Here is a 23,343-nt window from a genome sequence, read left to right as displayed (position 1 = left end):
ATTTAAAAGAAACATTGATTAAAATATAAACTCAAAAATAAACTATCATGAGAAAATCACTCGCCCTATTATTCGTATTATTCCTGTCTATCGTAACATTTGCGGCATCCAGAACAGGATATTATACCGCTGGACAAACCAGAGAATCAGTCTTGGAAAATGTAAAAACATTTGAAAAAGACATGTTGGAGTACAAATACTCCAAAGATGCAGAAAGGAGAACCAGCAAATATGATTATTCCCAATCTTGGTCTTACATGAGTGCAGGTGCTACAAGTGCCGCAACAATGCGCTATCAATTTTATGATGATAGAGTAGTAGTAACCATGTCCGACGCCATGTTTATCTCTAAAGAAGGAACAAAAATTCCTTTGCAAGAAAATGACCCAACAGAAGTAAAAAGAAAAGTGTATGAAAGTTTGGAAAACATTATGGTTACTGTGTTTTTTAAATATTTGCAAGTTTCTGAAACAAAAACAGCCACTTCGTCTTCCGTTGCTCCTACGCGTACAACTGGTGCAACGTATGATCAAATTACTGCAAATTACTTATCCACTGACAACAAAGATGCTGGGAAAAAATATTCTGCAGAATATGTAGATCAAGTTTTGAAAAAAGCATATGTGGTAAACTACATTAGTTCTTCAACAGCAGACAGTCAAGAAATAAAATATACTTTGGAAGATGAAAGCGGTATTGCAACAGCAGTGGTCACGTACGTATTTGGTCCCAAAAGTTTTACCATCAAATTAAAATCGATTAACTATTATCATAAAGGCAACAAAACCAACACGGTAATTTCTAAAGAAAGTAACACAGAAGCAACTTCTAAATTTTACAACTTAATAAAAGATTACTTCATAGACAAGCATGCCAATTATATTGCGCCGGGAGCTGCATAATAAAATTGCTTAAAGTATAAAATATTATCAATGATAATTAGAGGCACGTTTCATCTACAATAGAGTACGTGTCTTTTTTATTATACCAATACCAAAATTTTTCATTTTAAAATCATAATAGAAAATACAAAAGAATAAAAATTATGAAAAAATTAATGGTCTTTCTCTTCATTGGTCTCTTTAGTATTGTTGCTTTTGCAAGACCTAGAACAGGCTATTTTGAGGGTACACAAACCAAAGAATCTGTTTGGAATTACGCAAAGGAATATGAAAAACTGTATACTTCAAAAGGTGTTCAAATTGCTACCGTTAAAAGTAATTCTAAATACAATTATGAAAATGATTGGCGATATCCATCAAATAATGCAGTCTTAACCGCTAGGGTTCATTATCAATTTTTTGATGATCGTGTCGTTATACATATTTTGGAAGCAGGACTTATTCCTGATGGTAAAGCAAAAATTAACCTTACCGAAGAGGATTCTAATCCAACGAAAAAAAATTTGTACGAAGCTTTACAAAACATGATTGTTTTTAGCTTTTTTACCAATTTAAAATTGAGCGAAACAAAGCCAACTCATGCTTCTGTAAAAAACGAGACTAAAGAACTTTTCATTGAAAATGGATATGATTTCGTTACAAGAAACTACAAAGCCAATCAAACCAAAGAAATGGCGAAAGAGAAAAATCTGTCATATATTCTAAATGTTATCAAACCTACATTTCAGGTAACTTTTCTATCTGATAAAAATTCTGATAATTTTGATGTAAAATATTTTAAACATGATGAAGGAGAAATTTCTACCACTATAATTGTAAACTATAAGTTTTATAACAAAGATTTTTCTATTTATATAAAATCTTTAGAAGTGATAAAAGATATTGATAAAAGCAAGGTTATAGTTAATAAGTACATCAGCACAGAACCCCAAAAACAGTTCTATGAATTTATGAAAAGTTCTTTTGTAGATGGTCATGCAAATTATATTTCGCCGAAATAGATTTTGAATTATTTAAAATAAAATTTATAAAATGAAGAATCTATTTTCCATACTATTCTTTTTTGTATTCACATTTACCGCTTATTCTGCAACCAAAATTGGTTATTATTCAAAAAATCAAACTAGAGATGCGGTTATGAAAGAGGTGAAAAATTATGATGAAGACATGCATGCTTCAAAATTTAAAATGTCTCTTTTAAACATCAAAAATAAATACGATTTCGAAAAAAAATGGGAGAAAAACCATGTAGGATTAACTTTAATTACCAAAGTGCATTATCAATTTTTACAAGATAAAGTACTCGTTACCCTTGTAGAATCTACTTTTAGTATTGATGATGTAAAAACAGTTTCTCTCGCTGAAAATGAAACGATGAAAGAAAAAAGAGATTTGTATGAATATTTAGAAAAAGCAATGATCACCAATTTTTTTAGACGTTTAAAGATAACTGAAAACAACACCCTCAAAAAACCTGACAACACTTACCAAACACAAAATTACGACAGCGTAAATAAGTATTTTTCTGAAAAATTAACCAGAAAGCAATCTAAAAAATTAGCGACAGAATACATAGATATTGTTCTAAAAGACGCCTATGATGTGAAATATCTCGGATCAACGCCAGAAGATAATTTGTACAGTGTAAAATATACTTTGGACAATGAAGAGGGAAGGCAAACAGCAATAGTTACTTATGGTTTTAGTTTAGATGGTTTCAAAATAAGTATCAATAGCATCAACTATTTCAATAAAGCTGAAAAAACCACAACGCTCATTACCAAAAATAGTACGACCGAAAAAGAACAGAAGCAATACGAATTACTGAAAACTTATTTTTTAGATAAACACTCAGCGTACATTCTTTCCGGAGAATATGATGAATATTGAAGATTAAAAAATTATAAATGATAGGAACCAAGTCACTAATAAAAAAAACCCGAAAATTGAAGAATTTCGGGATTTTAATTTACTCGGCATCCGGATCATTACGATATGAAATCGTGTCATACAAATCTTTCCGGCGGTCGCTCATCGTTCGTACGGCGCCGTAATGATGTAATTCTTTCAGCAAATTTAAATCTACATCGACGATTAAAGTCATTTCGGTATTTGGCGTTGCTTCCCCTTTAATCGCATTGGATGGGAAGGCAAAATCAGAAGGTGTGAAAACCGCAGCTTGTCCATATTGAATATCCATATTATTTACCCCCGGTAAATTACCTACACATCCCGCAATTGCAACATAACATTCGTTCTCAATCGCTCTGGCAGAGGCACAATTACGAACACGCATGTAGGCATTTTGCGTATCTGTCAGGTAGGGAACAAATAAAATTTTCATTCCTTGATCTGCCAGAAGTCTTGGCAATTCTGGGAATTCTACATCATAGCAAATGACCAAGCCCACTTTTCCGCAATCGGTATCAATCACTTTTATTTGATCGCCACCTTTCATTCCGTAGAATTTTTTCTCGTTTGGCGTAATGTGAACTTTGCGGTGTTCATCAATTTTGCCATCGCGGTGAAGCAGATAACTTACATTGTACAATTCTTCATTTTCCACTAAAGGCATGCTTCCACCAATAATATTGATGTTGTAACCAATCGCTAACTGAGAAAGTTTATTTTTAATGGCTTCCGTAAGTTCAGCCAATTTAAACATGCTGTCTCTTTCGCTTAAATCATTAAATGGAGCGAGTAGAGGCGTATTGAAAAACTCTGGAAACATGATGAAATCTGATTTGTAATCGGCCATCACATTCACAAAAAACTCAACCTGTTCAAAAAACGCATCAATATCTTTAAAATGACGCATTTGCCATTGAACCAAACCGAGCCGAATAACCGAATCCTGCATGGTATTGGGTTTCTTGCTATAATAAATATTATTCCATTGCAACAAAACCGCATTTTCGGCAGAATGTAAATCTTCTGGCAGATAATTTTTTAGCACGCGAACTGGTAAAAAGTTATTGGCCAACTGAAAACTTAAAACGGGATCGTATAATTCTTTTTTTCTTACCTGCTGTATATATTGTCGCGGCGAAAGATCTTTGCTGTGCAAATGATAGTTTGGAATCCTTCCCCCTACGATAATTGATTTTAAATTAAGTTTTTCACACAATTCTTTTCGGGCATCATACAATCTCCTGGCTAAACGTAGTTCTCTGAATTCTGGATCTACAAATACCTCAATTCCATACAACACATTTCCGGTGTCAGAATGGGTGTTAAAGGTGTAATTCCCAGTAATTTCTTTATACGTGTGATCATCACCGTACAGTTCATATTGAACAATTAAAGAAAGACAAACCGCTGCAATTTTGTCATCAACTGTAATGCAGATTTGGCCGTCTGCGAAGAGCTTTATCAATTTTTTTATACTCGTCTTAGACCAAATACTTTCCGACATTGCCGGATAGGCTTTTTGCATGGTCTCTCTGAGTTCTTCATAATCCTCAATTTTCAAAGGTCTAATATCTATTTGCATCGATCTTTTTAATTTTTTTTGTTTAAACTAATAGGCCACTACAGTGATCGCGCAAACTGCCCGTTGCTGAAGAAAGCACATTATTTATATTATTTATTTTCAAAACACCCATGAACGCAAAAATCAACGCTTCTTTAAAGTCGATTATTTCTGGCGTAGGAATCATGATTTTTGTTTGTGTTTTACTTTGTATTCTTTCAATTAAATACGAGTTATACGTTCCACCACCTGTAAATAAGACATTATTAATTTTATAGTGATTAAAAACCTGCGCAATCTGTGTTGCCACATGTTCCGTAAAAGTAGCTAAAATTACCGCTGGATTTTCAGCTTTAAACTTGGGCAAAATATTTTCTGTAACCCATTCTATTCCTAAAGATTTCGGTGGACTTTCTTGATAGTAGGGAATAGCGTTCAAGGAATTTAAAAGGTTTTCATTAATGTTTGAATTTCTGGCAAAGTCACCATTTTCGTCATATTCTTTTCCTAATATTTTGGCCAAATGGTTCAGTACAATGTTCACCGGGCAAATATCAAATGCGATCCTCTTTCCTTTGTCTTTGAAAGAAATATTTGAGAAACCACCAATATTTAAGCACGCATTATATTCAGAAAAAAGCAACTCATCACCGATCGGAACTAAGGGTGCACCGTTGCCACCCATGAGAACATCTTGGCTTCTAAAATCGTAAATTACGGGAACATCAGTACACATTTTAATCGCCCGACCATCTCCTATTTGAACGGTGAACTTTTTATGTGGCTGGTGAAATACGGTGTGACCGTGCGAAGCGATGAAATCAACTTCTTTTAAATCATAATTTTCAATAAATTGTTTTGCTTTTTCTCCCAAATAAAAACCGTACTCGGTATGGAGTTCAAAAATTTCTAAGGAAGTTAAATGAATGGCATTCCGAAGCCGATTTTCCCATGTTTTAGAATAAGGAAAAGTAGCAGCATGTAGGATTTCAAAAGTCCATTTACCAAGGGCATTTTTTTTAAAAGAAGCGTGACAAATATCCAACCCATCGAGACTGGTACCAGACATTAAACCCAAAGCGTAGAAATTCATAAAATTATAATTTACTTAAATGTATGAATTTTTGTTGAAAAATAATCGTCTAAATCGTTTTATTAGCGGCCTTTTTCTGGAATTTTCTGAGCATTGATGTCGCCAGAATTGTTGTAGAACGTGTATTCAGAAAAATCATCTTTTGCGGTCATCCCGTTGGCGCCAACCAAAGTAGAACCATCTTTATCAGTTACGTACACCGTATCGGTCGTATAGATAATCTTTTTCACCTGATCCCAATAAACCGACTGCATGGCAAACATCTGATTTTCATTGCTGATGATCTTTACATTCCCCTTGGCTTCGTAAAATTTCTTTTTTTCATTAAATTTCGCATATTTCGCCGATATTTTTCCAGGAACATCTGGTTTCTTTTTATCATAAAAAAGAATATTAATTCCTTTTCTGGCAACGATGTAAGGCGAATCAATATACTCGAATTTCTCGATAAGTGGAGCCGTAGCACGCAGCTTAATCAGCCCAGAATCCCGTTGCACAATATTGGCATTATTGATAATCTGCGACGGAAAATTGGTGTTTCTATTTTTATTGATGAGGGCAAGATCTTCATCACAAGAGATTAAAGCAAAAAATATAGCGCAACTTAAAAAGACGGCTATATTTTTATAAAATATTTCTTTAATGAAATTCATTTTTAATCATAAAGTCGTTTGTTAAACCACTTATCAGCAAAATTAATTCCTATTTTCAAGTTCACGAAATTTTGACGGATCAAATTATTATCCAAAGTTCCTCGTTTTCCCAATTCAATCCCCAAATCGATTCCGCTCATTCTGCTGGCACTTTTATTTTCGAAAGGAAAAGTCATTCCACCCGTAATCGCAAATTGATTAATATTTGTTCCGTTAAATGCTAAGCTTCCTTTTTCGTAATAGGCTCCATATCGGTAGGTAACCCGTGAAAAATAATTTCTGAAGTTATTGTAGTTCGGTAAATACCAACCTCCGGCAGAAACTTTATAAGAATTTTCGTTTACAAAAGGTTTTCCTAAAAACTGAATGGTTTCGCCTTTTTTATAATCGACTTGTGTACCCACAAACCATTTGGCATCTTTGCCATAACCTGCACCCAGAGAGAATTCCATTGGGATCAAGTTTTTATCTTCGCTGAGTTTTTCCTCAATAATACTTACATTATTTTTAAAATCTCCCGCACCGTAATAATAGGTGCTGTTCATGTATCGGGTTTCCATCTGACCCGTATTCCCAAACGTATACGTGGCACCTAAAGTTAACTTTCGGTCTTTCTCGAGGTTTTTCTGATAGGCCGTACCCAAAGTGAAATTAAAAGTTTTTACTTTATTTTTAGTTTCATATCCATTGATTAATTCAGCATCTGAAAAAGTCAATTCATTAATATCATAAACATTACCGAAGAAAAAATTGGATCGAAGACCCAAGGCGAACTCTGGTGTAATCTGGTAGGAAACTGCGGTTTGTACGGTGCTGATTGTTCCTTCACCGCGATAAAGACTCGCTTGTTTATTCCCTCCATCCAGTACTGCGGTCGTTAAAACATTGTATTTTTTTGAGCTGTACGGTTGATAGCCCATCCCAAATTTCACTTTTTTTGAAATTGGAAAGGCAATTGAAATATTCGACAAATAAGAAGAATGTTTGGTAACACTCATATTATCATAATCGGATTTGAAGAAGTTATTTTCATTACTTCCTTCAACTTTTAAAGTGGTTAACTCTAAATTTTTATTCGCTGCTGGATTGCTGAAATTAAAACTGTTGTTAAAATCCCAAATATATGCGGTAGAAACGCCACCCATCGAGCTGATATCGGTCGTATTATCGTACTTAACATCACCGATCCCAAAGGCAGCATATGGAGAATTACCAATAGTTTGTGCATTAAGTAAATAACCTGCAGCAATCAATGGCAATACAAAAAATCTTTTCATTCTCTATTTTTAAAAATAATGCGCAAATATCTTAAATAATACTGAACTGTGAAAATAAGTTTGGTTAAAGTTTGTTAAGCTTATTCAATATTTTTTTCATCACAACAGAGGTAATAATCATATGTTATAAGGATTTTACCGGAAGTCGTATTTCAATATTTTCAAGAAAGCATTTCGTATTCTTACATTTTAATTGGACTTAAATTTTAATAATGAGCTGGATTTCCTTCGACCGAATTTTAACATTATAAGCATTTTTTTCTTTCGAATCATCCAACAAAAACATTTATCTTTGAAGCATGAATTGGGAACAAATTATAGGTCATCATGAACTGAAAAACCTGCTGAAAGACAGCATAAGCAGCAATCGCATAAGCCACGCACAATTATTTGTTGGTAAAGACGGGTATGGCACCATGGCATTGGCAATGGCTTTTGCGAAAGAAATTTTACGAAAAGAAAATGAACATTCTTCCTCAAAAGTAGACCATCTTAATCATCTGGATTTGCACTTCAGTTTTCCTGTTTTCAAAGCCAGTAAAAACGGTTTATCCGCTCAGTTTTTTGATGAATTTCGGGAAATGATGTTAAAAAATCCCTATTCAAATAATGAAGATTGGAACGCTATTTTAGAATCAGAAAATAAGCAGCTCAGTATTTACGTCGAAGAAATTGATGAAATCAATAAGAAATTTGCTTTAAAGAGTTTTGAAGGTGGAAGTAAAATTCTAATTGTATGGCAAGCCGATAAAATGAATACCGAGGCCGCTAATAAATTTTTGAAATTTTTGGAAGAGCCACCAAAAAACACCTACATTATTCTTACCGCCTCAACGACAGATTTTATGCTTCCCACCATATTGTCGAGAACGCAAATCGTGGAAATCCCCAGCATCAAAGAAGAAGACCTGGGTCATATTTTACAGAAAAAAGGGAGCGTAAGTTCCGAGAGGACCCAAGAAATTGTTTTTCAAGCCCAAGGAAATTGGAATACCGCTCAGAAAATGTTGCATTCTGAAAATGGGAATAATGAATTTGAAGAGCATTTTATCAAGTGGGTTCGCGAGGCCTTTCAAGTAAAAAAGAAACCCGAGTTTTTAAAGAATATCGTTCTTTGGGGTCGGAATATTGCCAGCTGGAACAAAGAAAAACAATTGTCTTTTCTAGAATATTGTTCGGAAATGTTTCGATTGGCTTTACTCCAAAATTATGGCAACGATCGTTTGGTGTATAAAAAAATAGAGACCGATGGTTTTAAATGGGATAGCTTCTCTAGATTCATTCATGGAGCTAATATTGAGGCGATTTTAGAAGAAATTTCATCCGCAGATTACCACCTGGAAAGAAACGGAAACACCAAAATCATCTGGACGGATTTAGGAATTAAACTCTCGAGGTATATTCATAAAAAGCCCTAAAACAAGTTTTTTTAAATTCTACATTGCAACTTAAAACACCTTTAATTAAATTTTATAAAAAAGTTGTGAAAATCGCATTGGTTTGAAAATCTACTGCAGATGATAAATGTTTAGATTTATTTAATTAAAACAATGATAGACTCGGAATCGATAATGTATTCTACTACTTGGTCAGGTGCTTTTATCCGAATAACAGCATCAAATATAATTTTAACCTCATACGGGCCAATTTTTTTGGTAAGCTCAAGATGATCCACCGTTTTATCTCCAATTGAAGACGTATTTTTAAATAATGCTATAATTTCTGGTAATAAATTTATTTCGGCATCATTAAATTCAACCGTAAAATTATTTCTTAAAATACTTCCAGGAGCTTCAACCTTAAAGGTATTATTTTCAAATTGAAATGAGGTATGCGACCGATCGATCTTGCTTAAATAACGATATTGTGAAATATCTGCGGCAAATGTCTTTGATTTTAACCGCATCCTTTGATAATCTGCTGTATGGTCATTATCATATTTTACATTTTCAAACTCAGAATGTATACTGTTAAAACTCCAAATATTTCCTTCCGCCAGATCTTTAGCATAATCATTTCTAAGGGTCATTGGCAGCAAACTTAACAAGAAGTCGTTTTCTTCTCTTTTCGCAAGAAAAGCAAACTTGTCAGAAACATCATTAACAGCGGTGCTCGAAATTTGTTTATCAAAATTAATAGTGCCGTTGGCCAATACCTTATTATCTTTTAAAGTTTTTAGCAGCTCACTTTTCTGACTTCTCTTGGCTACAGAAAAAGCGTTGAGATAAGGGAAAATCAAAGAAAATAAACCAAATATGAATAAACTAATTGGTACAAATCTGATGGTTTGTTTACGGCTGAAAATAAAATAAAGAACAACCGTTGTAAGCCAAAGAGCCAGCAACAGCACGAAATACCTAGGTTCTGTATACCCGTATTCTAAAATTCGTGTAAATATGGCTGTAAATAATAGGACGATTAAAGGTGCCAAAGTATAATAGAAAATTTTAGAAAAAATCTTAACCCATGATTTTGTAAAATCTTCCCTTAATGGATGAACCAAGAGAATGGCGAGAATCCCAACAACGGAGTAGGCAAGAATCAAATAAGAAACCCAACCTCTTGGCAATTCCCAATTGATCAGAATTTTAGCAGAATAAAAATAAAGAATGACCGCATAGATCAGTAATAGAGGAACTAATACATATTGCGTGAAAAACTTTAAAATCACAGGATATTCACCATTTTTTTCTAAATAAGGCAATCCTTCTTCATTGAAAAGAAGAAAAATAAAGGTACTACCGAAAATGGATAGGAAGCTAAAGGTGTAAGAATAATAACGCCCATTAAAATTAAAATCAAACAAATTATCGACTGCTACAATGGCAAGCATAATTCCGCCCGTTAAAATTCCGGTGAAGACAACCGTCAGAAATAGATTGATGAATAAGTTTTTGTTGTAATGCCAAAAACTGATCTCGCTATTTTTTTTAATAAATGCGATAAAAGAAACCAGTAAGTGGGATAGAATAAAGGTAGGAAAGATAATATAAGCGTAAACTTCCGTAAATCTTTCTTCGGTTTTCGGCAATAAAAAGTAAAAAAAGACCAAAAATAAAATACCCAACAATTGAAACAGTATTTCTTTTCCGATTCTTTGTGCCAACATCTTTAGCGCATACATCACCGATATTCCTAAAGCAGCTACCAGACCAAATTTCACATAAAAAAAGGAATACTCACGACTGTTGTAATCATAATTGATATAAAACATTGCGGAAACCGCTGCCAGAAAAGCCATCACTAGGACCATAGGGTACGCGCCAAGAATCGCCTCGGTTTTCCCGAAAATTTCTTTAAATTTTTTAATCATTAGGTGTAGGTATTAGGTGATGAAGAACAATCGCATTTTTGAAACAGTCTACAAATTCTTTTTCTTTTTATTTTTTTTCTTTTCGCCTTTTTTCTTTTTTTTCTTTTTTTTCTTCCTCTTGAACGAAATGATTTCGTTGATAAATTCAGTCAGGTCAGTGTCTTCTTCTTTTCTTTGTGGCGAAATTGTCGATGATTTGATCTCAAACAACTGCTTAGGATTTTGATGATCTAAAAGCTTTTCTGCAGCCAATATTTGGATGAGTTGTGTAGAAGAATTATTAAAGTAGTCTTGCAAAAACTGCTTCAATAAATAGATTCTGTAATCATCAAACGGAATGGCTACGGTATATTGAAAAACCCGGCCGTCTTTATGGGTGCTCAGAAATTCTTTTTCAACCAAAATTTTCAAAAAGGTGGAAATCGTATTGGGATGAGGCTTCGGTTCGGGATATTGCGCGATGATTTCTCGCATATATGCCGAATCGAGCCGCCACAAAACATTCATTAATAATTCTTCGCTTGGAGTCAGTTGACTTATTTTCATAATGTATTATTGGGTTTGGATCTGCGTATAAAGATAAATAAAAGAAACGAAACTCGAGATAACAGCACCGCTGAGAACTTCGGCCCGAGTATGCCTTTTTAAAACAATGCGGCTGAATCCCACAGCAATTGTAATCCCTAACCAAATAAGTCCGTACAGCGGATTTATGGTCACCATCAATGCTGCTACAAATAAGTTAAGAGCAGTATGCATGGAACTTTTAATAAAATAATTGCTGATTTGCATCGCGATTAATAAAATGAGGAGAAAAATCAAAACAAAATCAGTTCTTTCATATCGTAAATAAACAAATGTTAAATAAGTAAGAATAGAGGCTGCAATAAAAAAATAAAATCCCTTTCTCTGTTTACGGTCAGAGACATCAGTATCAGTATATTTTTTAGTTTTTACATGGTATATAATCCAAAATGAAATAGGAATAATGGTGAGGAGTAATAATGGTAAGAACTGGCGTACGGATTCTTCAATTGAAAAGTTTGCAGAGCTGAAGACGATAAAATAGATGATTAAAGAATTCATGGGATTAAAAATTTCCGATAGGTATTTAGAGACTTTTATCAGTGTAGGCGAAGGGCTTTTTAGCATAAATCAATTTATACTTTCAAAAGTAATATTTTTAAATGACTAATATCAGAACTTTGTTTTCTTATGCTAGCAATAAAGACAAAGATTTTTATTATTTTTGCTAAATATTTACAATGAACATGAAACCGTTCGGTTGCATGCTGTTATTAAAAAGCAATAGTTAACACATGAAAGAATTTTCGAAAGAGGTCTACCTGAAGTGGTATGAAGAAATGACAATGTGGAGAAGGTTTGAAGACAAATGCCGTTCTCTTTACCTAAAACAAAAAATCAGAGGATTTTTACATTTATATAACGGTCAGGAAGCAATTCCGGCAGGTTTTGCCCATGCGATGGATTTATCGAAAGACAGCATGATTACCGCTTACCGTTGTCATATTCATCCGATGGCAATGGGTGTAGATCCAAAAAGAATTTTAGCCGAACTTTGTGGTAAAGCCACAGGAACTTCTGGCGGAATGGGCGGTTCTATGCACATCTTCAGTAAAGAACACCGTTTCTATGGTGGGCACGGTATTGTAGGTGGGCAAATTCCATTAGGTGCCGGAATCGCGTTTGCTGATAAATATTTCGACAGAAATGCCGTGAATATCTGTTTCTTCGGAGATGGTGCTTCTCGCCAAGGATCACTACACGAAACCTTTAATATGGCCATGAACTGGAAGCTGCCTGTTGTATTTGTTGTAGAGAATAATGGCTATGCCATGGGAACTTCTGTAAAAAGAACCGCAAACCACGAAGATATTTATAAATTAGGATTGGGTTATGAAATGCCTTGCCTACCTGTAGATGCTATGGATCCTGTAAAAGTTGCTGAAGTTGCTTTTGAAGCGATCGAAAGAGCAAGAAGAGGCGACGGCCCAACCTTCATCGAAGCCAGAACCTATCGATACAGAGGACACTCCATGTCTGATGCCGAACCGTATAGAAGCAAAGATGAAGTTGCAGAATATAAAAAAAGCGACCCAATAGAAATTGTAAAGCAAAGAATCCTGGATAACCAATGGGCAAATGAAGATGAATTAGTAGCCTTAGACGAAAAATCTAGAGCGTTCGTAGAAGAATGTGTGGACTTTATGGAAGAGTCTCCGTATCCAGATTTGAACAAAGTATATGACTATGTCTATGCGCAGGAAGATTATCCTTTCATCAATAAATTAGAAAATAACTAAAAATAATTCATCTGAAATCTGATTTTGCTTAAAGTCAGATTTCATTTATTGAATCAAAAAAATAACAGAATATTATGGCAGAAGTAATAACAATGCCCCGTCTTTCTGATACGATGACGGAAGGTAAAGTGGCGAAATGGCACAAGAAAGTAGGAAATACAGTAAAAGAAGGAGATATCTTGGCCGAGATCGAAACTGATAAAGCCGTACAAGATTTTGAATCAGAAATCAATGGAACATTATTATATATTGGCACAGAAGAAGGTGGTTCCTCGCCCGTAGACACGGTGCTAGCAATCATTGGTAAAGAAGGCGAAGATATTTCAGCCCTAAAAGGAGGAAATTCTGCAGACCCAAAAACCGAAAACACCATTCCTGAAGAACATAAAACGGAAGGAAAAGTAACCGATATTGAAACGAACAAAGCAGGAGAAAAAGAAAGTACAGAAAATGCCGAAATTCCAGCGGGCGTTGAAGTAATTTCCATGCCGAGACTTTCTGATACCATGACCGAAGGAAAAGTAGCAAAATGGCATTTCAAAGTAGGTGATCAAATTAAAGAAGGCGATATTCTGGCAGAAATAGAAACCGATAAAGCAGTTCAGGATTTTGAATCAGAAGTCAATGGAACTTTGCTGTACACTAGCGTTTCCGAAGGAGAAGCTAGTCCAGTTGATACCGTCTTAGCCATTATAGGACCTGCCGGAACTGATGTTTCTGGTCTCACTTCTGGAGGAACAAAAAAAGCTGCTGCAAAACCTACTGCTGAACAATCATCCGAGAATGTTTCCGCTGCAGAAAATAAAGAACAACAACCTGTTGCAAATTCATCTACCGAAAGATTAGCCATCTCTCCTTTGGCTAAGAAAATGGCAGAGGACAAAGGTATTGATATTCATTCCTTGCAAGGTTCTGGCGAAAATGGCAGAATCGTAAAAAAAGACATCGAAAATTATCAACCAACTACCGCAGCACCAGCACTACAAAAAATTGCCAGCTCCCCAGCAGTTGCTGCACCAGCAACAATGGCCATGAATTTTGTACAAGGTGAAGATTCCGAAACTCCTAATTCTCAAGTAAGAAATATCATCGCCAAACGTCTTTCCGAAAGCAAATTCACAGCGCCACATTATTATCTGATTGTAGAAATCAATATGGACAAGGCGATACAAGCCAGAAAAGAAATCAATGCACTGCCAGATACCAAGATTTCATTCAATGATATGATCATCAAAGCTACGGCGATGGCTTTAAGAAAACATCCGCAAGTGAACTCGAGCTGGAAAGCAGATAAAATTATTCACCACGGAAACATCAATATCGGGGTAGCTGTTGCAATCCCTGATGGATTGGTCGTTCCTGTATTGAAAAACGCAGACCAGATGAATTACAATCAAATTTCTGCCAGCGTAAAAGACATGGCCGGAAGAGCAAAATCCAAAGGACTAAAAGCCAATGAAATGGAAGGCTCAACCTTCTCTATCTCTAATTTGGGCATGTTCGGTATTGAAACCTTCACCTCCATTATTAACCAACCAAATTCGGCGATCCTTTCCGTAGGTGCAATCGTTGAAAAACCTGTTGTTAAAGACGCTCAAATCGTGGTCGGAAATGTTATGAAACTTTCCATGGCGTGTGACCATAGAGTAGTTGATGGTGCAACCGGAGCGCAGTTTTTGCAAACATTAAGAACCTATTTAGAGCAACCTCTAACCCTGTTACTCTAAGTTTTTCTGGAAAAACTTTTATAGAATCCTTTCAATTCAGTTTGAAAGGATTTTTATTTGGGCGCCTCCCTCGCCACCGCTTGGCAGCTTCTCGGGTCGGTCTACGTGCAGTCGTTCTTTTTGTTTTTTCTGCGAAAAAACAAAAAGGAACTCCAACAATGCACTACGCCCTTGCGCAAAAACTCGCAAATATTACCCAAATATCAAATTCAATTCACTATTTTTGAAACCATGATAAAAGCGCGTAATATTCATAAATCCTATGGCGATTTAGAAGTGTTGAAAGGAGTTGATATTCACATCAAAGAAGGTGAAGTGGTTTCTATTGTCGGAGAATCCGGTGCTGGGAAATCAACTTTGTTACAAATCTTAGGAACTTTAGATAAACCCACTCATCCAAAGAAATTTAATACCGTTCTGGAATTGGCTGGGCAATCATTTGTCCATATGAACGATCGGCAATTATCTCGATTCCGCAATGAAAATATCGGATTTGTATTTCAGTTTCACCAACTTTTGCCCGAATTTTCTGCCTTAGAGAATGTTTTATTACCCACGAAAATTGCCGGAAAAAACGAAAAAGAATCAATAGATAAAGCCTATTCACTTTTTGAAGATTTGAATATCGCACATCGAATTCACCATAAACCGAATGAGATGTCGGGCGGTGAAGCCCAAAGAACCGCCGTTGCCAGAGCGTTAATCAATTCACCTAAAATTATTTTCGCCGATGAACCAACAGGAAATTTAGATTCGAAAAACGCCGATGATTTGCACCAACTGTTTTTTGATTTGCGAGATAAATACCATCAAACCTTTGTAATCGTAACGCACAACACGTATCTGGCAGACACAACCGATCGAAAGTTGGTTATGAAAGATGGAATGATCATTTAAAAAAGGATAAAACTTTTAGGTACGGTCGTTTATGAAATCGAAGATGAAAAATATATTTGCAGTACTCATTTTATTATTGTTTTTCTTTGAATCGAAATCACAAGAGAAACAACCTGTAGAAGAAATTTCGAAAGAGAAAATCGTTGAATTAAGAAATTTTTTAAAAGGAAAAGAATATAATCAAGATGTAGCTATTTTTATTAATTTTAAAATACCTTCTAATAAATTCCGACTTTTTATTTATGATTTAAAAAAAGGAAAAGTTCTTGAAAAAGCGATTGTTTCGCACGGTTCTGGTTCAGTTATTTCAAATTCAAATCAACTGAAATTTAGCTATATCGAAAATTCTTACCAATCATCTTTGGGAAAATATGAAATTGCAAATAAGTATTTTGGCGCTTTTGGTTTATCTTTTCGATTAAAGGGTCTTGATAAAACAAATAGCAATGCAATGAAGCGAGCCATTGTAATTCATTCGCTTTCTTGTATAAAAGATGAAGAGTCGAGCGAATTTGCTTGTTTGAGTTTAGGTTGCCCAATGCTTTCGCCAAAATTTTTAAAAACTGCTGAAAAATATATTGATTCCTCTAAAAAACGCATAATATTAGACGCATATTATTAAATTTGTAAACTGAGAACCTTTTTAAATTTCACCAAAATTACTTGCCCCCAATCCCTTAAGCATGTGATTTTGATGAATTTGTAAAATATTTTCTAGCCTTTAGGGTCGGTCATAAAGAAAATTTCTTTAAGAAAAATTAAACAAGCTCTGAATTATAATTAAAATCACTTCTAAAAACATGTCTATTAAATTCCTTGCAGAAGATGACCGACCGAGAGAGAAATTTTTACTAAAAGGTAAAAATTCACTTTCCGATGCCGAATTACTGGCAATCATCATGGGAAGTGGGAATAGGGAAGATTCTGCCGTAGAATTAGGTCGTAAAATCCTAAGTTCTGTCGGAAATAATTGGCATAATTTGTCCTTACTGCAGATTTCAGATTTAATGAAGTTCAAAGGTATCGGCGAAGCAAAAGCCATTTCAATTGCCACCGCATTAGAAATCGGTAGACGAAGAGCTGCCCAAGAAGTTCCCGAAAAAATACAAATTACCACCAGCCTTGAAAGCTATAAAGTCTTGCTCCCTTATTTATCAGATTTGCAGACGGAAGAGTTCTGGACAGTTTATCTTAATCAAAATAATAGAATTTTAGGGAAAAGTAAATTGTCTTCCGGTGGAATTAATCAATCGGTTGTAGACCTTAGAATTCTTTTTAAAAACGCTTTAGAACATCTAGCCACGGGTATCATCATTGCTCATAATCATCCTTCCGGTAATTTAAAACCCAGTTCCGAAGATTTAAAAATTACCAAGCAAATCGCAGAAGCAGGAAAAATTTTGAATATCCAATTGCTTGATCACTTAATTATTACACAAAATTCTTATCTAAGTTTTGCAGACGAAAATTTATTATGATTAGACTTCTGAAGTACAACGAAATCGATTTCGTTCAATATGCCCAATGTTTAGAAAACGCCTGCCAAAATACGGATTATGCCAACCAACAATTCTTGGATATTGTTTCGAACAAACAATGGTTTCTGCTGGTTTCAGGGAATTATGAGGCAATTATGCCGGTTTCCTATATCCGTAAATTTGGACTGACTTTTATTCTGATGCCAAAAATGTGTCAGCAATTAGGCGTTTTTTCAAAATTAGATCAACCTGAAATCAATCAACAGTTTTATGATTTCTTAGCGAGCAATTTTTTAGTTTTAATTTATGCTTTTAATGGAGACAATCATTTTATGCAACCTACCGCGAAGAAAACCTCCTATATATTAGAAAAAAATAATTACCAAACCATTAAAAAAAATTACAGCAGTCACCGCCGTAGAAATGTTCGGATTACTGGTGATTTAGTTGGCAATATTCATTTTAAAGAAAATTGGACTGATGATCTTAAACCTTTCTTTTTAAAAAATATAAAAGGAACCAATAAGGATAAAGACAATCATCAATATTTTAAAATATTCAAAGCATTATTAGAAAAAAACATCGGCCATCTCGGTGTATTAAAATATAAATATGCAATTCAGTCGTTCATTTATTTATATGAAGGAAAAAGAAACAGCTATCTCAGTTTGTTTATCAATGGTTATCCGCTAAGCAATCCAAATTTTCCGTCTCTAATGATTGACCACTGCTTGCAACGTTTTATTGAAAATAAAAATTTCGATTTTATGGGCAGTGATGTAGAAAATGTAGCGCGATTTAACGAAAGATTTGGCGCTGTTTCGTACAAATATTCAATTTTAACAAACGACAAGATTTCTTTATTGAAAAATTTATGGAAGAAATACAGAATAATCACTAATTTTGCACCGTAGAAAAAACCAATGATAGAATCGCCTTATTTTCCCTATGCATTTGCCTTATTGATTGCTGTACCGTTCTTGATATATACCAGACAATTTGTGTACAGTTATATCAGATTCAAAAAGCAAGAACTTAACTTTTTAACCGTCAAAGGACAATCGGAACAAAGGATTCAGGCTTACGAGAGAATTACGCTTTTCTTAGAAAGAATTAAGCCAGCCAATCTGGTAGCGAAATTTGATGAAAATCTAGCGACACACGAATACTTGTTTTTAATAGAAAAAACCATTAATGAAGAATTTGACTATAATGCCTCGCAACAACTTTATTTAACAAAAAACTCCTGGAGTAAAGTGGTAAACTGCAAGAATACCATTTTGCATTTGCTTCATAAAACCTATGATAACCTCAGCAATGAAAGCACATTGCAGGATTACAAAACGGTATTTCTAATGAATTATATGAATGAGCAAGATCATATTTCCACTTGTATTGAAGACTTGAGAAAAGAAAACCTAATTATAAATTAAAATAAATAAATGATACCGAATTTTAAAGCACATCCTTGGCATGGCATTCCAGTGGGGGATGAAGCGCCAAATGTTGTAAATGTCTTTGTAGAAATTGTGCCAAGTGATACCATTAAATATGAAATAGATAAACAAAGTGGTTATTTAAAAGTTGACCGTCCGCAGCAGTTTTCTAATATTATCCCAGCGCTCTATGGCTTTATTCCAAGAACATATTGTCATGATGAAGTTTTAAGATTAGCTTTGGAAAGTGGTGCAGAAAATGTAAATACGGGCGATTTAGACCCCTTGGATATTTGTGTGTTGAGCTCCCACAATATTCAATCTGGCGGTATGATTATGGAAGCGTTGCCCATCGGTGGATTTAAAATGATTGATAAAGGAGAAGCGGATGATAAAATTGTGGCTGTGATGAAAGGAGATCACGCGTTTGGCCATTTTAGAGATATTAGCGAATTACCACAAGCGGAAGTACAGCGGTTAATGCACTATTTTCTTACCTACAAGAACCTTCCGGATGAACCTGCAAAATGTACCATCCATGAAGTTTATGGTGCCGAACATGCTAAGAAAGTTATTCAGGCTTCACAATTAGATTATGCAAATAAATTCGGCGGTTAAACATAGAATTTTTTCGATAGATATAGACGAATGTTTTCATTCGTCTATTTTCATTAATATACGTCTATAGATCAACTTTTTCAACGCAACGCAATGATTGGAAATTTCTTGGCTATAGATAAACTTCACTGGCTTTGAAACCTCATGAAATTAATTTTAATGAATTTTATCAGCCTCAACCTAAAAAAGAACGTTAAGTTATAAAAAAATTGTATTTTCGGGTTTCGTTTTAATTAACAAAAATTTAACATTATTAAAATTAACATTAAAAAGTAACTTATGGATCTATTTATTTTAGTACCAATCTTTGGTATTATTGCTTTAATCTACACTTTTGTTCAGAGCTCTTGGGTGAGTAAGCAGAATGCAGGTAACGACCGCATGAAGGAAATCAGCGGCTATATTTCTGATGGAGCAATGGCTTTCCTCAAAGCAGAATATAAAGTGATGGCTTACTTCGTCGTTGTGGTCGCAATTTTATTGGCTATAATGGGCGGGTCGAGTGCAAACTCTCACTGGAGTATTGGTATTTCCTTCGTCTTAGGAGCAATTTTGTCTGCATTGGCTGGTTTTATCGGGATGAAAATTGCGACCAAAGCCAATGTAAGAACTGCAGAAGCTGCTAAAACTTCCTTATCTAAAGCCTTGAAGGTTTCTTTTACCGGCGGTTCTGTAATGGGAATGGGCGTTGCTGGTTTAGCAGTTTTAGGTTTGGGTGGTTTATACATTATCATTAAGCAAATTTTTGCACCAGGTGCAGGCGTTGATTCTCACGAGATGGAAAGAACCATCGAGATTTTGACCGGATTTTCTTTGGGTGCAGAGTCAATCGCACTTTTCGCTAGAGTAGGTGGTGGTATTTATACCAAAGCAGCCGATGTTGGCGCTGATTTAGTAGGAAAAGTAGAAGCCGGTATTCCAGAAGACGATCCGAGAAACCCTGCAACAATCGCTGATAACGTGGGGGATAATGTAGGAGATGTGGCCGGAATGGGTGCTGACTTATTCGGATCTTATGTTGCAACTGTTTTAGCCACGATGGTTTTGGGTAGAGAAACCTTATCTGTAGATGCTTACGGAGGTTTTGCTCCAATTCTTTTACCCATGTTGATCGCCGGAACAGGAATCATTTATTCTATCATTGGAACCTTGTTTGTAAAGATTGCCGAAACAACAAGTTTAGATACTGCTCCTGTACAAAATGCCTTAAATTTGGGGAACTGGGGAAGTATTGTCTTAACTGCAATTTCTTCGTATTTCTTAGTGACTTATTTACTACCTGACACCATGGTTTTACGAGGTCATGAATTCACCGAAATGGGTGTTTTCGGTGCAATCATCGTAGGTTTGGTGGTAGGAACTTTGATGAGTATCATTACGGAATACTATACCGCGATGGGTAAACGACCGGTTAAAAGCATCATCAAACAATCATCTACTGGTCACGCTACCAATATTATTGGCGGTCTTGCCGTTGGGATGGAATCGACCATGTTGCCAATACTTGTTTTAGCAGGTGGTATTTATGGCTCTTACCTTTGCGCTGGTTTATACGGTGTGGCGATTGCAGCAGCTGGTATGATGGCAACAACTGCCATGCAATTAGCGATTGACGCATTCGGTCCTATTGCAGATAATGCAGGTGGAATTGCAGAAATGAGTGAATTACCAAAAGAAGTGCGTGAAAGAACAGACGTACTCGACGCGGTTGGAAATACTACAGCAGCTACAGGAAAAGGTTTTGCAATTGCTTCTGCTGCATTAACTGCGCTTGCCTTGTTTGCAGCCTTCGTAGGAATTGCGGGAATCGATGGAATCGATATTTACAGAGCCGATGTATTGGCAGGATTATTTGTGGGAGCCATGATTCCATTTATATTCTCCTCCTTGGCAATTAGAGCCGTAGGAACTGCCGCGATGGCAATGGTAGAAGAGGTTCGTAGACAATTCCGCGAAATCCCAGGAATCTTAGAAGGTAAAGCAGTTCCGGAATACGAAAAATGTGTAGCAATTTCTACCGATGCCTCTCTGAAAAAAATGATGTTGCCAGGTGCAATTGCTCTTGTATCTCCTTTAATTATGGGCTTTATTTTCGGTCCAGAAGTATTAGGTGGATTCTTAGCTGGTGCTACGGTTTCCGGAGTATTGATGGGAATGTTCCAAAACAACGCAGGAGGAGCTTGGGATAACGCTAAAAAATCTTTTGAACAAGGCGTAGAAATCAATGGTGAAATGCATTACAAAGGTTCAGAAGCGCACAAAGCTTCAGTTACCGGTGATACCGTTGGTGATCCATTCAAGGATACTTCAGGACCATCGATGAATATTTTGATTAAATTAATGTCTATTATTTCTCTGGTAATTGCTCCGACTTTAGCAGTAATGCATAAAGATAAAATCGAGGAAAATAGAAGGGCTAAAATCGAATCCCTACAAGGATTTTCAAGCGTTGCAGCGCCTACACTTTCTGTAGAAGGTACAGATGCTAGCACAGCAATAGTTCCCGTAACCGTAAAAGGAACTTTGAATGAAGAGGGTGATTTCGTATATGACACGGGAAACATCCAAGAAATTAAACTAAGCAATAAATCTATTGCACTGGGCGAAAATAGCCAATTGTATGCCTTGTATAACGGATTGAAATTAGAAGATAAAAATGTTTTAGACCAATCAACGTGGTTTACCCTAGAAAATCTGTATTTCCAAACCGGAAGCAGTGATTTAAAACCAGGCTCGCAAGAGCAAATCAATAATCTGGCTGAAATTCTAAATGCTTATCCTAATGCTAAAGTTAAATTAGGAGGATATACCGATAACACGGGTAGTGATGAAAGCAATTTAAAATTATCAAGCTTACGAGCGCAGGAAGCAAAATTAAAATTAATAGAATTGGGTATCGGATCTGATCGCATTGAAACAGAAGGGTATGGCTCTCAACACCCTGTGTGTGCAGCAAACGACACCGAAGAATGTAAAGCACAAAACAGAAGAATTGATGTGCGTGTTTTAAACTTTTAAGTTAGAATTCGCTTCTTTTAAAATAGTAAATCCCAGCTTTAAGTTGGGATTTTTTTTGCTCAAAACGCACCTATTTTTACGGCCTAACTGCTATTAATCTTCGATTTCCTGTCACTGTCTATTGTCTATAAGCGAATCAGCCTTCATAATTACCAGCCCTTTTTTCTAACGTACAAGAACGTAATAGAAGTAATTACGGCCATTAATCCCAGCGTAATATAATACCCATATTGTAAATTAAGTTCGGGCATGAAAACAAAGTTCATTCCGTAAATCCCTGCGATAAAGGTGATCGGAAAAAAATACATCGAATAGATGGCCAGAACCTTCATCACTTGGTTGGCCTTTTGATCACTCATGGCCAAAAACATAGAAATTAAGCTGGCCACCTGTGTATTCAAATGTTCAAAATCTGCAATTACATCCTTATGTTTATCCTTCAGATCGGTTACTGCAGTATCATCAAGTTGCAGCAATTTAAACTTTTCTACCCAGACCGTTGATATATTTAGGATTCTGGTGTTCAAGCCAGATTTTCTTTTCAGTCGATATAAACGTCGGATATGATTAGAATGATTAGTGGTTTTAAGGAAAATCTCACTCTCAATTTGATCCATTATTTCTAATAAATTTTTTGATTCATCATCAAAAGATTTCATCACCTTTAAGGCTAAATTTAATGCAATATGGTCGCGGTTAATATCTATATTAAGAGGAAGTAAAATTTCTTTTTTTAACTCGTAGATGCTTCTATTCTTTAACCGGTGAATGGTAATAATCACGTCATCCATCAAAAACACTCCCAATTTTGTCGAAATATCACTGATCGTATTTAGATTAGATCTTTCTAATTGTGTGTTTTCGCGCATGAGGAAAAAATTCACATTTCCATCTTGTTCAAATTTCGGTAAGTGATTCGCATCAATGGTATCCTCCAAAAGCAGCGTATTAATTTGGTACCGACTATTCAAAAAATCCAAATCTTCTTCAGTAGGACTTTCTACATCAATCCATTCGCAATGGTCATTTTTATAAATAATTTCAATAGGCATTCCGCAAATTTAGGTTAAAATTAACTTTCATTTATACAAAATTTTCTATGTCTTAAATTAAATTTATCTTTGTTTAAATTTCA

21 protein-coding genes are annotated in these 23,343 nt (G+C 35.3%); 13 read left to right on the top strand and 8 right to left on the bottom strand.

Features of this window, described 5'->3' with window-relative positions; all coding sequences use genetic code 11:
* Window positions 1-47 precede the first annotated feature (47 nt).
* The 3 genes from QWY78_RS08750 (at window position 48) to QWY78_RS08740 (ending at window position 2,792) form a co-directional block, all read left to right on the top strand.
* The gene (locus tag QWY78_RS08750) at window positions 48-902 is read left to right on the top strand and encodes a hypothetical protein (RefSeq protein WP_290218835.1); all 855 of its coding nucleotides are present in this window, start codon (window positions 48-50) and stop codon (window positions 900-902) included.
* Window positions 903-1,045: 143 nt separating this feature from the next.
* Window positions 1,046-1,903: a hypothetical protein gene (locus tag QWY78_RS08745; RefSeq protein ID WP_290218832.1), complete on the top strand. Its 858-nt coding sequence runs from the start codon at window positions 1,046-1,048 to the stop codon at window positions 1,901-1,903.
* 31 nt (window positions 1,904-1,934) lie between these two features.
* Window positions 1,935-2,792, top strand: a complete 858-nt coding sequence (locus tag QWY78_RS08740; RefSeq protein WP_290218829.1) for a hypothetical protein — start codon at window positions 1,935-1,937, stop codon at window positions 2,790-2,792.
* Between the two features lie 79 nt (window positions 2,793-2,871).
* Here the strand turns inward: QWY78_RS08740 and QWY78_RS08735 are convergent, their stop codons facing one another.
* From QWY78_RS08735 to bamG, 4 genes are all read right to left on the bottom strand, one after another.
* Window positions 2,872-4,395: a carbon-nitrogen hydrolase family protein gene (locus QWY78_RS08735; RefSeq protein WP_290218826.1), complete on the bottom strand. Its 1,524-nt coding sequence runs from the start codon at window positions 4,393-4,395 to the stop codon at window positions 2,872-2,874.
* A gap of 22 nt (window positions 4,396-4,417) precedes the next feature.
* A complete protein-coding gene (locus tag QWY78_RS08730; protein WP_290218823.1) occupies window positions 4,418-5,467 on the bottom strand; it encodes an anhydro-N-acetylmuramic acid kinase in 1,050 nt (349 codons plus the stop codon).
* A gap of 62 nt (window positions 5,468-5,529) precedes the next feature.
* Window positions 5,530-6,120: an LPS export ABC transporter periplasmic protein LptC gene (lptC, locus tag QWY78_RS08725; protein WP_290218819.1), complete on the bottom strand. Its 591-nt coding sequence runs from the start codon at window positions 6,118-6,120 to the stop codon at window positions 5,530-5,532.
* Window positions 6,121-6,122: 2 nt separating this feature from the next.
* A complete protein-coding gene (gene bamG / locus QWY78_RS08720) occupies window positions 6,123-7,397 on the bottom strand; it encodes a BamG family beta-barrel-assembly machinery protein (protein WP_290218816.1) in 1,275 nt (424 codons plus the stop codon).
* Window positions 7,398-7,696: 299 nt separating this feature from the next.
* On the opposite strand from bamG, the gene QWY78_RS08715 reads away from it, so the two are divergent.
* The gene (locus tag QWY78_RS08715) at window positions 7,697-8,815 is read left to right on the top strand and encodes a DNA polymerase III subunit (RefSeq protein ID WP_290218813.1); all 1,119 of its coding nucleotides are present in this window, start codon (window positions 7,697-7,699) and stop codon (window positions 8,813-8,815) included.
* Between the two features lie 116 nt (window positions 8,816-8,931).
* Here QWY78_RS08715 and QWY78_RS08710 read toward each other — a convergent pair whose 3' ends face one another.
* From QWY78_RS08710 to QWY78_RS08700, 3 genes are read right to left on the bottom strand one after another with little or no spacing between them, the layout of a single operon-like run.
* Window positions 8,932-10,710 (bottom strand): DUF4153 domain-containing protein, encoded by a 1,779-nt coding sequence (locus QWY78_RS08710; protein WP_290218811.1) that lies wholly within the window; start codon window positions 10,708-10,710, stop codon window positions 8,932-8,934.
* 48 nt (window positions 10,711-10,758) lie between these two features.
* Entirely contained in the window at window positions 10,759-11,256 is a 498-nt protein-coding gene (locus QWY78_RS08705; RefSeq protein WP_290218808.1) for a BlaI/MecI/CopY family transcriptional regulator, read from the bottom strand.
* A 6-nt stretch (window positions 11,257-11,262) separates the two neighbouring features.
* On the bottom strand, window positions 11,263-11,796 hold the full coding sequence (locus tag QWY78_RS08700) for a phosphatase PAP2 family protein (RefSeq protein ID WP_290218806.1): 534 nt from the start codon (window positions 11,794-11,796) through the stop codon (window positions 11,263-11,265).
* Window positions 11,797-12,029: 233 nt separating this feature from the next.
* Between QWY78_RS08700 and pdhA the strand changes: the two genes are divergently transcribed.
* The 9 genes from pdhA (at window position 12,030) to QWY78_RS08655 (ending at window position 22,208) form a co-directional block, all read left to right on the top strand.
* On the top strand, window positions 12,030-13,034 hold the full coding sequence (gene pdhA / locus QWY78_RS08695) for a pyruvate dehydrogenase (acetyl-transferring) E1 component subunit alpha (RefSeq protein ID WP_290218803.1): 1,005 nt from the start codon (window positions 12,030-12,032) through the stop codon (window positions 13,032-13,034).
* A 74-nt stretch (window positions 13,035-13,108) separates the two neighbouring features.
* Window positions 13,109-14,761: a dihydrolipoamide acetyltransferase family protein gene (locus QWY78_RS08690; protein ID WP_290218800.1), complete on the top strand. Its 1,653-nt coding sequence runs from the start codon at window positions 13,109-13,111 to the stop codon at window positions 14,759-14,761.
* A 231-nt stretch (window positions 14,762-14,992) separates the two neighbouring features.
* Window positions 14,993-15,658: an ABC transporter ATP-binding protein gene (locus tag QWY78_RS08685; protein WP_290219047.1), complete on the top strand. Its 666-nt coding sequence runs from the start codon at window positions 14,993-14,995 to the stop codon at window positions 15,656-15,658.
* Window positions 15,659-15,701: 43 nt separating this feature from the next.
* Window positions 15,702-16,280, top strand: coding sequence for a murein L,D-transpeptidase catalytic domain-containing protein (locus tag QWY78_RS08680; protein WP_290218798.1), 579 nt, complete (start codon window positions 15,702-15,704; stop codon window positions 16,278-16,280).
* 178 nt (window positions 16,281-16,458) lie between these two features.
* Window positions 16,459-17,136: a RadC family protein gene (radC, locus tag QWY78_RS08675; protein WP_290218796.1), complete on the top strand. Its 678-nt coding sequence runs from the start codon at window positions 16,459-16,461 to the stop codon at window positions 17,134-17,136.
* On the top strand, window positions 17,133-18,050 hold the full coding sequence (locus QWY78_RS08670) for a hypothetical protein (RefSeq protein WP_290218794.1): 918 nt from the start codon (window positions 17,133-17,135) through the stop codon (window positions 18,048-18,050). Before radC ends, QWY78_RS08670 begins: the two co-directional genes overlap by 4 nt.
* 9 nt (window positions 18,051-18,059) lie before the next feature.
* The gene (locus QWY78_RS08665; RefSeq protein ID WP_290218791.1) at window positions 18,060-18,569 is read left to right on the top strand and encodes a DUF7935 family protein; all 510 of its coding nucleotides are present in this window, start codon (window positions 18,060-18,062) and stop codon (window positions 18,567-18,569) included.
* Between the two features lie 9 nt (window positions 18,570-18,578).
* Complete coding sequence (locus tag QWY78_RS08660; protein ID WP_290218788.1) at window positions 18,579-19,190, top strand: inorganic pyrophosphatase; 612 nt, start codon at window positions 18,579-18,581, stop codon at window positions 19,188-19,190.
* Window positions 19,191-19,469: 279 nt separating this feature from the next.
* Entirely contained in the window at window positions 19,470-22,208 is a 2,739-nt protein-coding gene (locus tag QWY78_RS08655; protein ID WP_290218785.1) for a sodium-translocating pyrophosphatase, read from the top strand.
* A gap of 149 nt (window positions 22,209-22,357) precedes the next feature.
* Here the strand turns inward: QWY78_RS08655 and QWY78_RS08650 are convergent, their stop codons facing one another.
* A complete protein-coding gene (locus QWY78_RS08650; RefSeq protein WP_290218783.1) occupies window positions 22,358-23,260 on the bottom strand; it encodes a CorA family divalent cation transporter in 903 nt (300 codons plus the stop codon).
* Window positions 23,261-23,343 lie beyond the last annotated feature (83 nt).

The sequence above is a fragment of the Kaistella yonginensis genome, from assembly GCF_030409525.1.
Lineage (GTDB): Bacteria > Bacteroidota > Bacteroidia > Flavobacteriales > Weeksellaceae > Kaistella > Kaistella yonginensis.
The sequence above is the reverse complement of the archived record's forward strand: the minus strand, read 5'-3'. Positions and strand labels throughout refer to the sequence as shown.

Coding starts and splice junctions, on each gene's coding strand:
- QWY78_RS08650 (WP_290218783.1), bottom strand. CDS start 23,260: ATGCCTATTGAAATTATTTATAAAAATGACCATTGCGAATGGATTGAT.
- QWY78_RS08735 (WP_290218826.1), bottom strand. CDS start 4,395: ATGCAAATAGATATTAGACCTTTGAAAATTGAGGATTATGAAGAACTC.
- QWY78_RS08715 (WP_290218813.1), top strand. CDS start 7,697: ATGAATTGGGAACAAATTATAGGTCATCATGAACTGAAAAACCTGCTG.
- QWY78_RS08705 (WP_290218808.1), bottom strand. CDS start 11,256: ATGAAAATAAGTCAACTGACTCCAAGCGAAGAATTATTAATGAATGTT.
- QWY78_RS08750 (WP_290218835.1), top strand. CDS start 48: ATGAGAAAATCACTCGCCCTATTATTCGTATTATTCCTGTCTATCGTA.
- lptC (WP_290218819.1), bottom strand. CDS start 6,120: ATGAATTTCATTAAAGAAATATTTTATAAAAATATAGCCGTCTTTTTA.
- radC (WP_290218796.1), top strand. CDS start 16,459: ATGTCTATTAAATTCCTTGCAGAAGATGACCGACCGAGAGAGAAATTT.
- bamG (WP_290218816.1), bottom strand. CDS start 7,397: ATGAAAAGATTTTTTGTATTGCCATTGATTGCTGCAGGTTATTTACTT.
- QWY78_RS08655 (WP_290218785.1), top strand. CDS start 19,470: ATGGATCTATTTATTTTAGTACCAATCTTTGGTATTATTGCTTTAATC.
- QWY78_RS08740 (WP_290218829.1), top strand. CDS start 1,935: ATGAAGAATCTATTTTCCATACTATTCTTTTTTGTATTCACATTTACC.
- QWY78_RS08685 (WP_290219047.1), top strand. CDS start 14,993: ATGATAAAAGCGCGTAATATTCATAAATCCTATGGCGATTTAGAAGTG.
- QWY78_RS08745 (WP_290218832.1), top strand. CDS start 1,046: ATGAAAAAATTAATGGTCTTTCTCTTCATTGGTCTCTTTAGTATTGTT.
- QWY78_RS08670 (WP_290218794.1), top strand. CDS start 17,133: ATGATTAGACTTCTGAAGTACAACGAAATCGATTTCGTTCAATATGCC.
- QWY78_RS08660 (WP_290218788.1), top strand. CDS start 18,579: ATGATACCGAATTTTAAAGCACATCCTTGGCATGGCATTCCAGTGGGG.
- QWY78_RS08690 (WP_290218800.1), top strand. CDS start 13,109: ATGGCAGAAGTAATAACAATGCCCCGTCTTTCTGATACGATGACGGAA.
- QWY78_RS08730 (WP_290218823.1), bottom strand. CDS start 5,467: ATGAATTTCTACGCTTTGGGTTTAATGTCTGGTACCAGTCTCGATGGG.
- pdhA (WP_290218803.1), top strand. CDS start 12,030: ATGAAAGAATTTTCGAAAGAGGTCTACCTGAAGTGGTATGAAGAAATG.
- QWY78_RS08700 (WP_290218806.1), bottom strand. CDS start 11,796: ATGAATTCTTTAATCATCTATTTTATCGTCTTCAGCTCTGCAAACTTT.
- QWY78_RS08710 (WP_290218811.1), bottom strand. CDS start 10,710: ATGATTAAAAAATTTAAAGAAATTTTCGGGAAAACCGAGGCGATTCTT.
- QWY78_RS08665 (WP_290218791.1), top strand. CDS start 18,060: ATGATAGAATCGCCTTATTTTCCCTATGCATTTGCCTTATTGATTGCT.
- QWY78_RS08680 (WP_290218798.1), top strand. CDS start 15,702: ATGAAAAATATATTTGCAGTACTCATTTTATTATTGTTTTTCTTTGAA.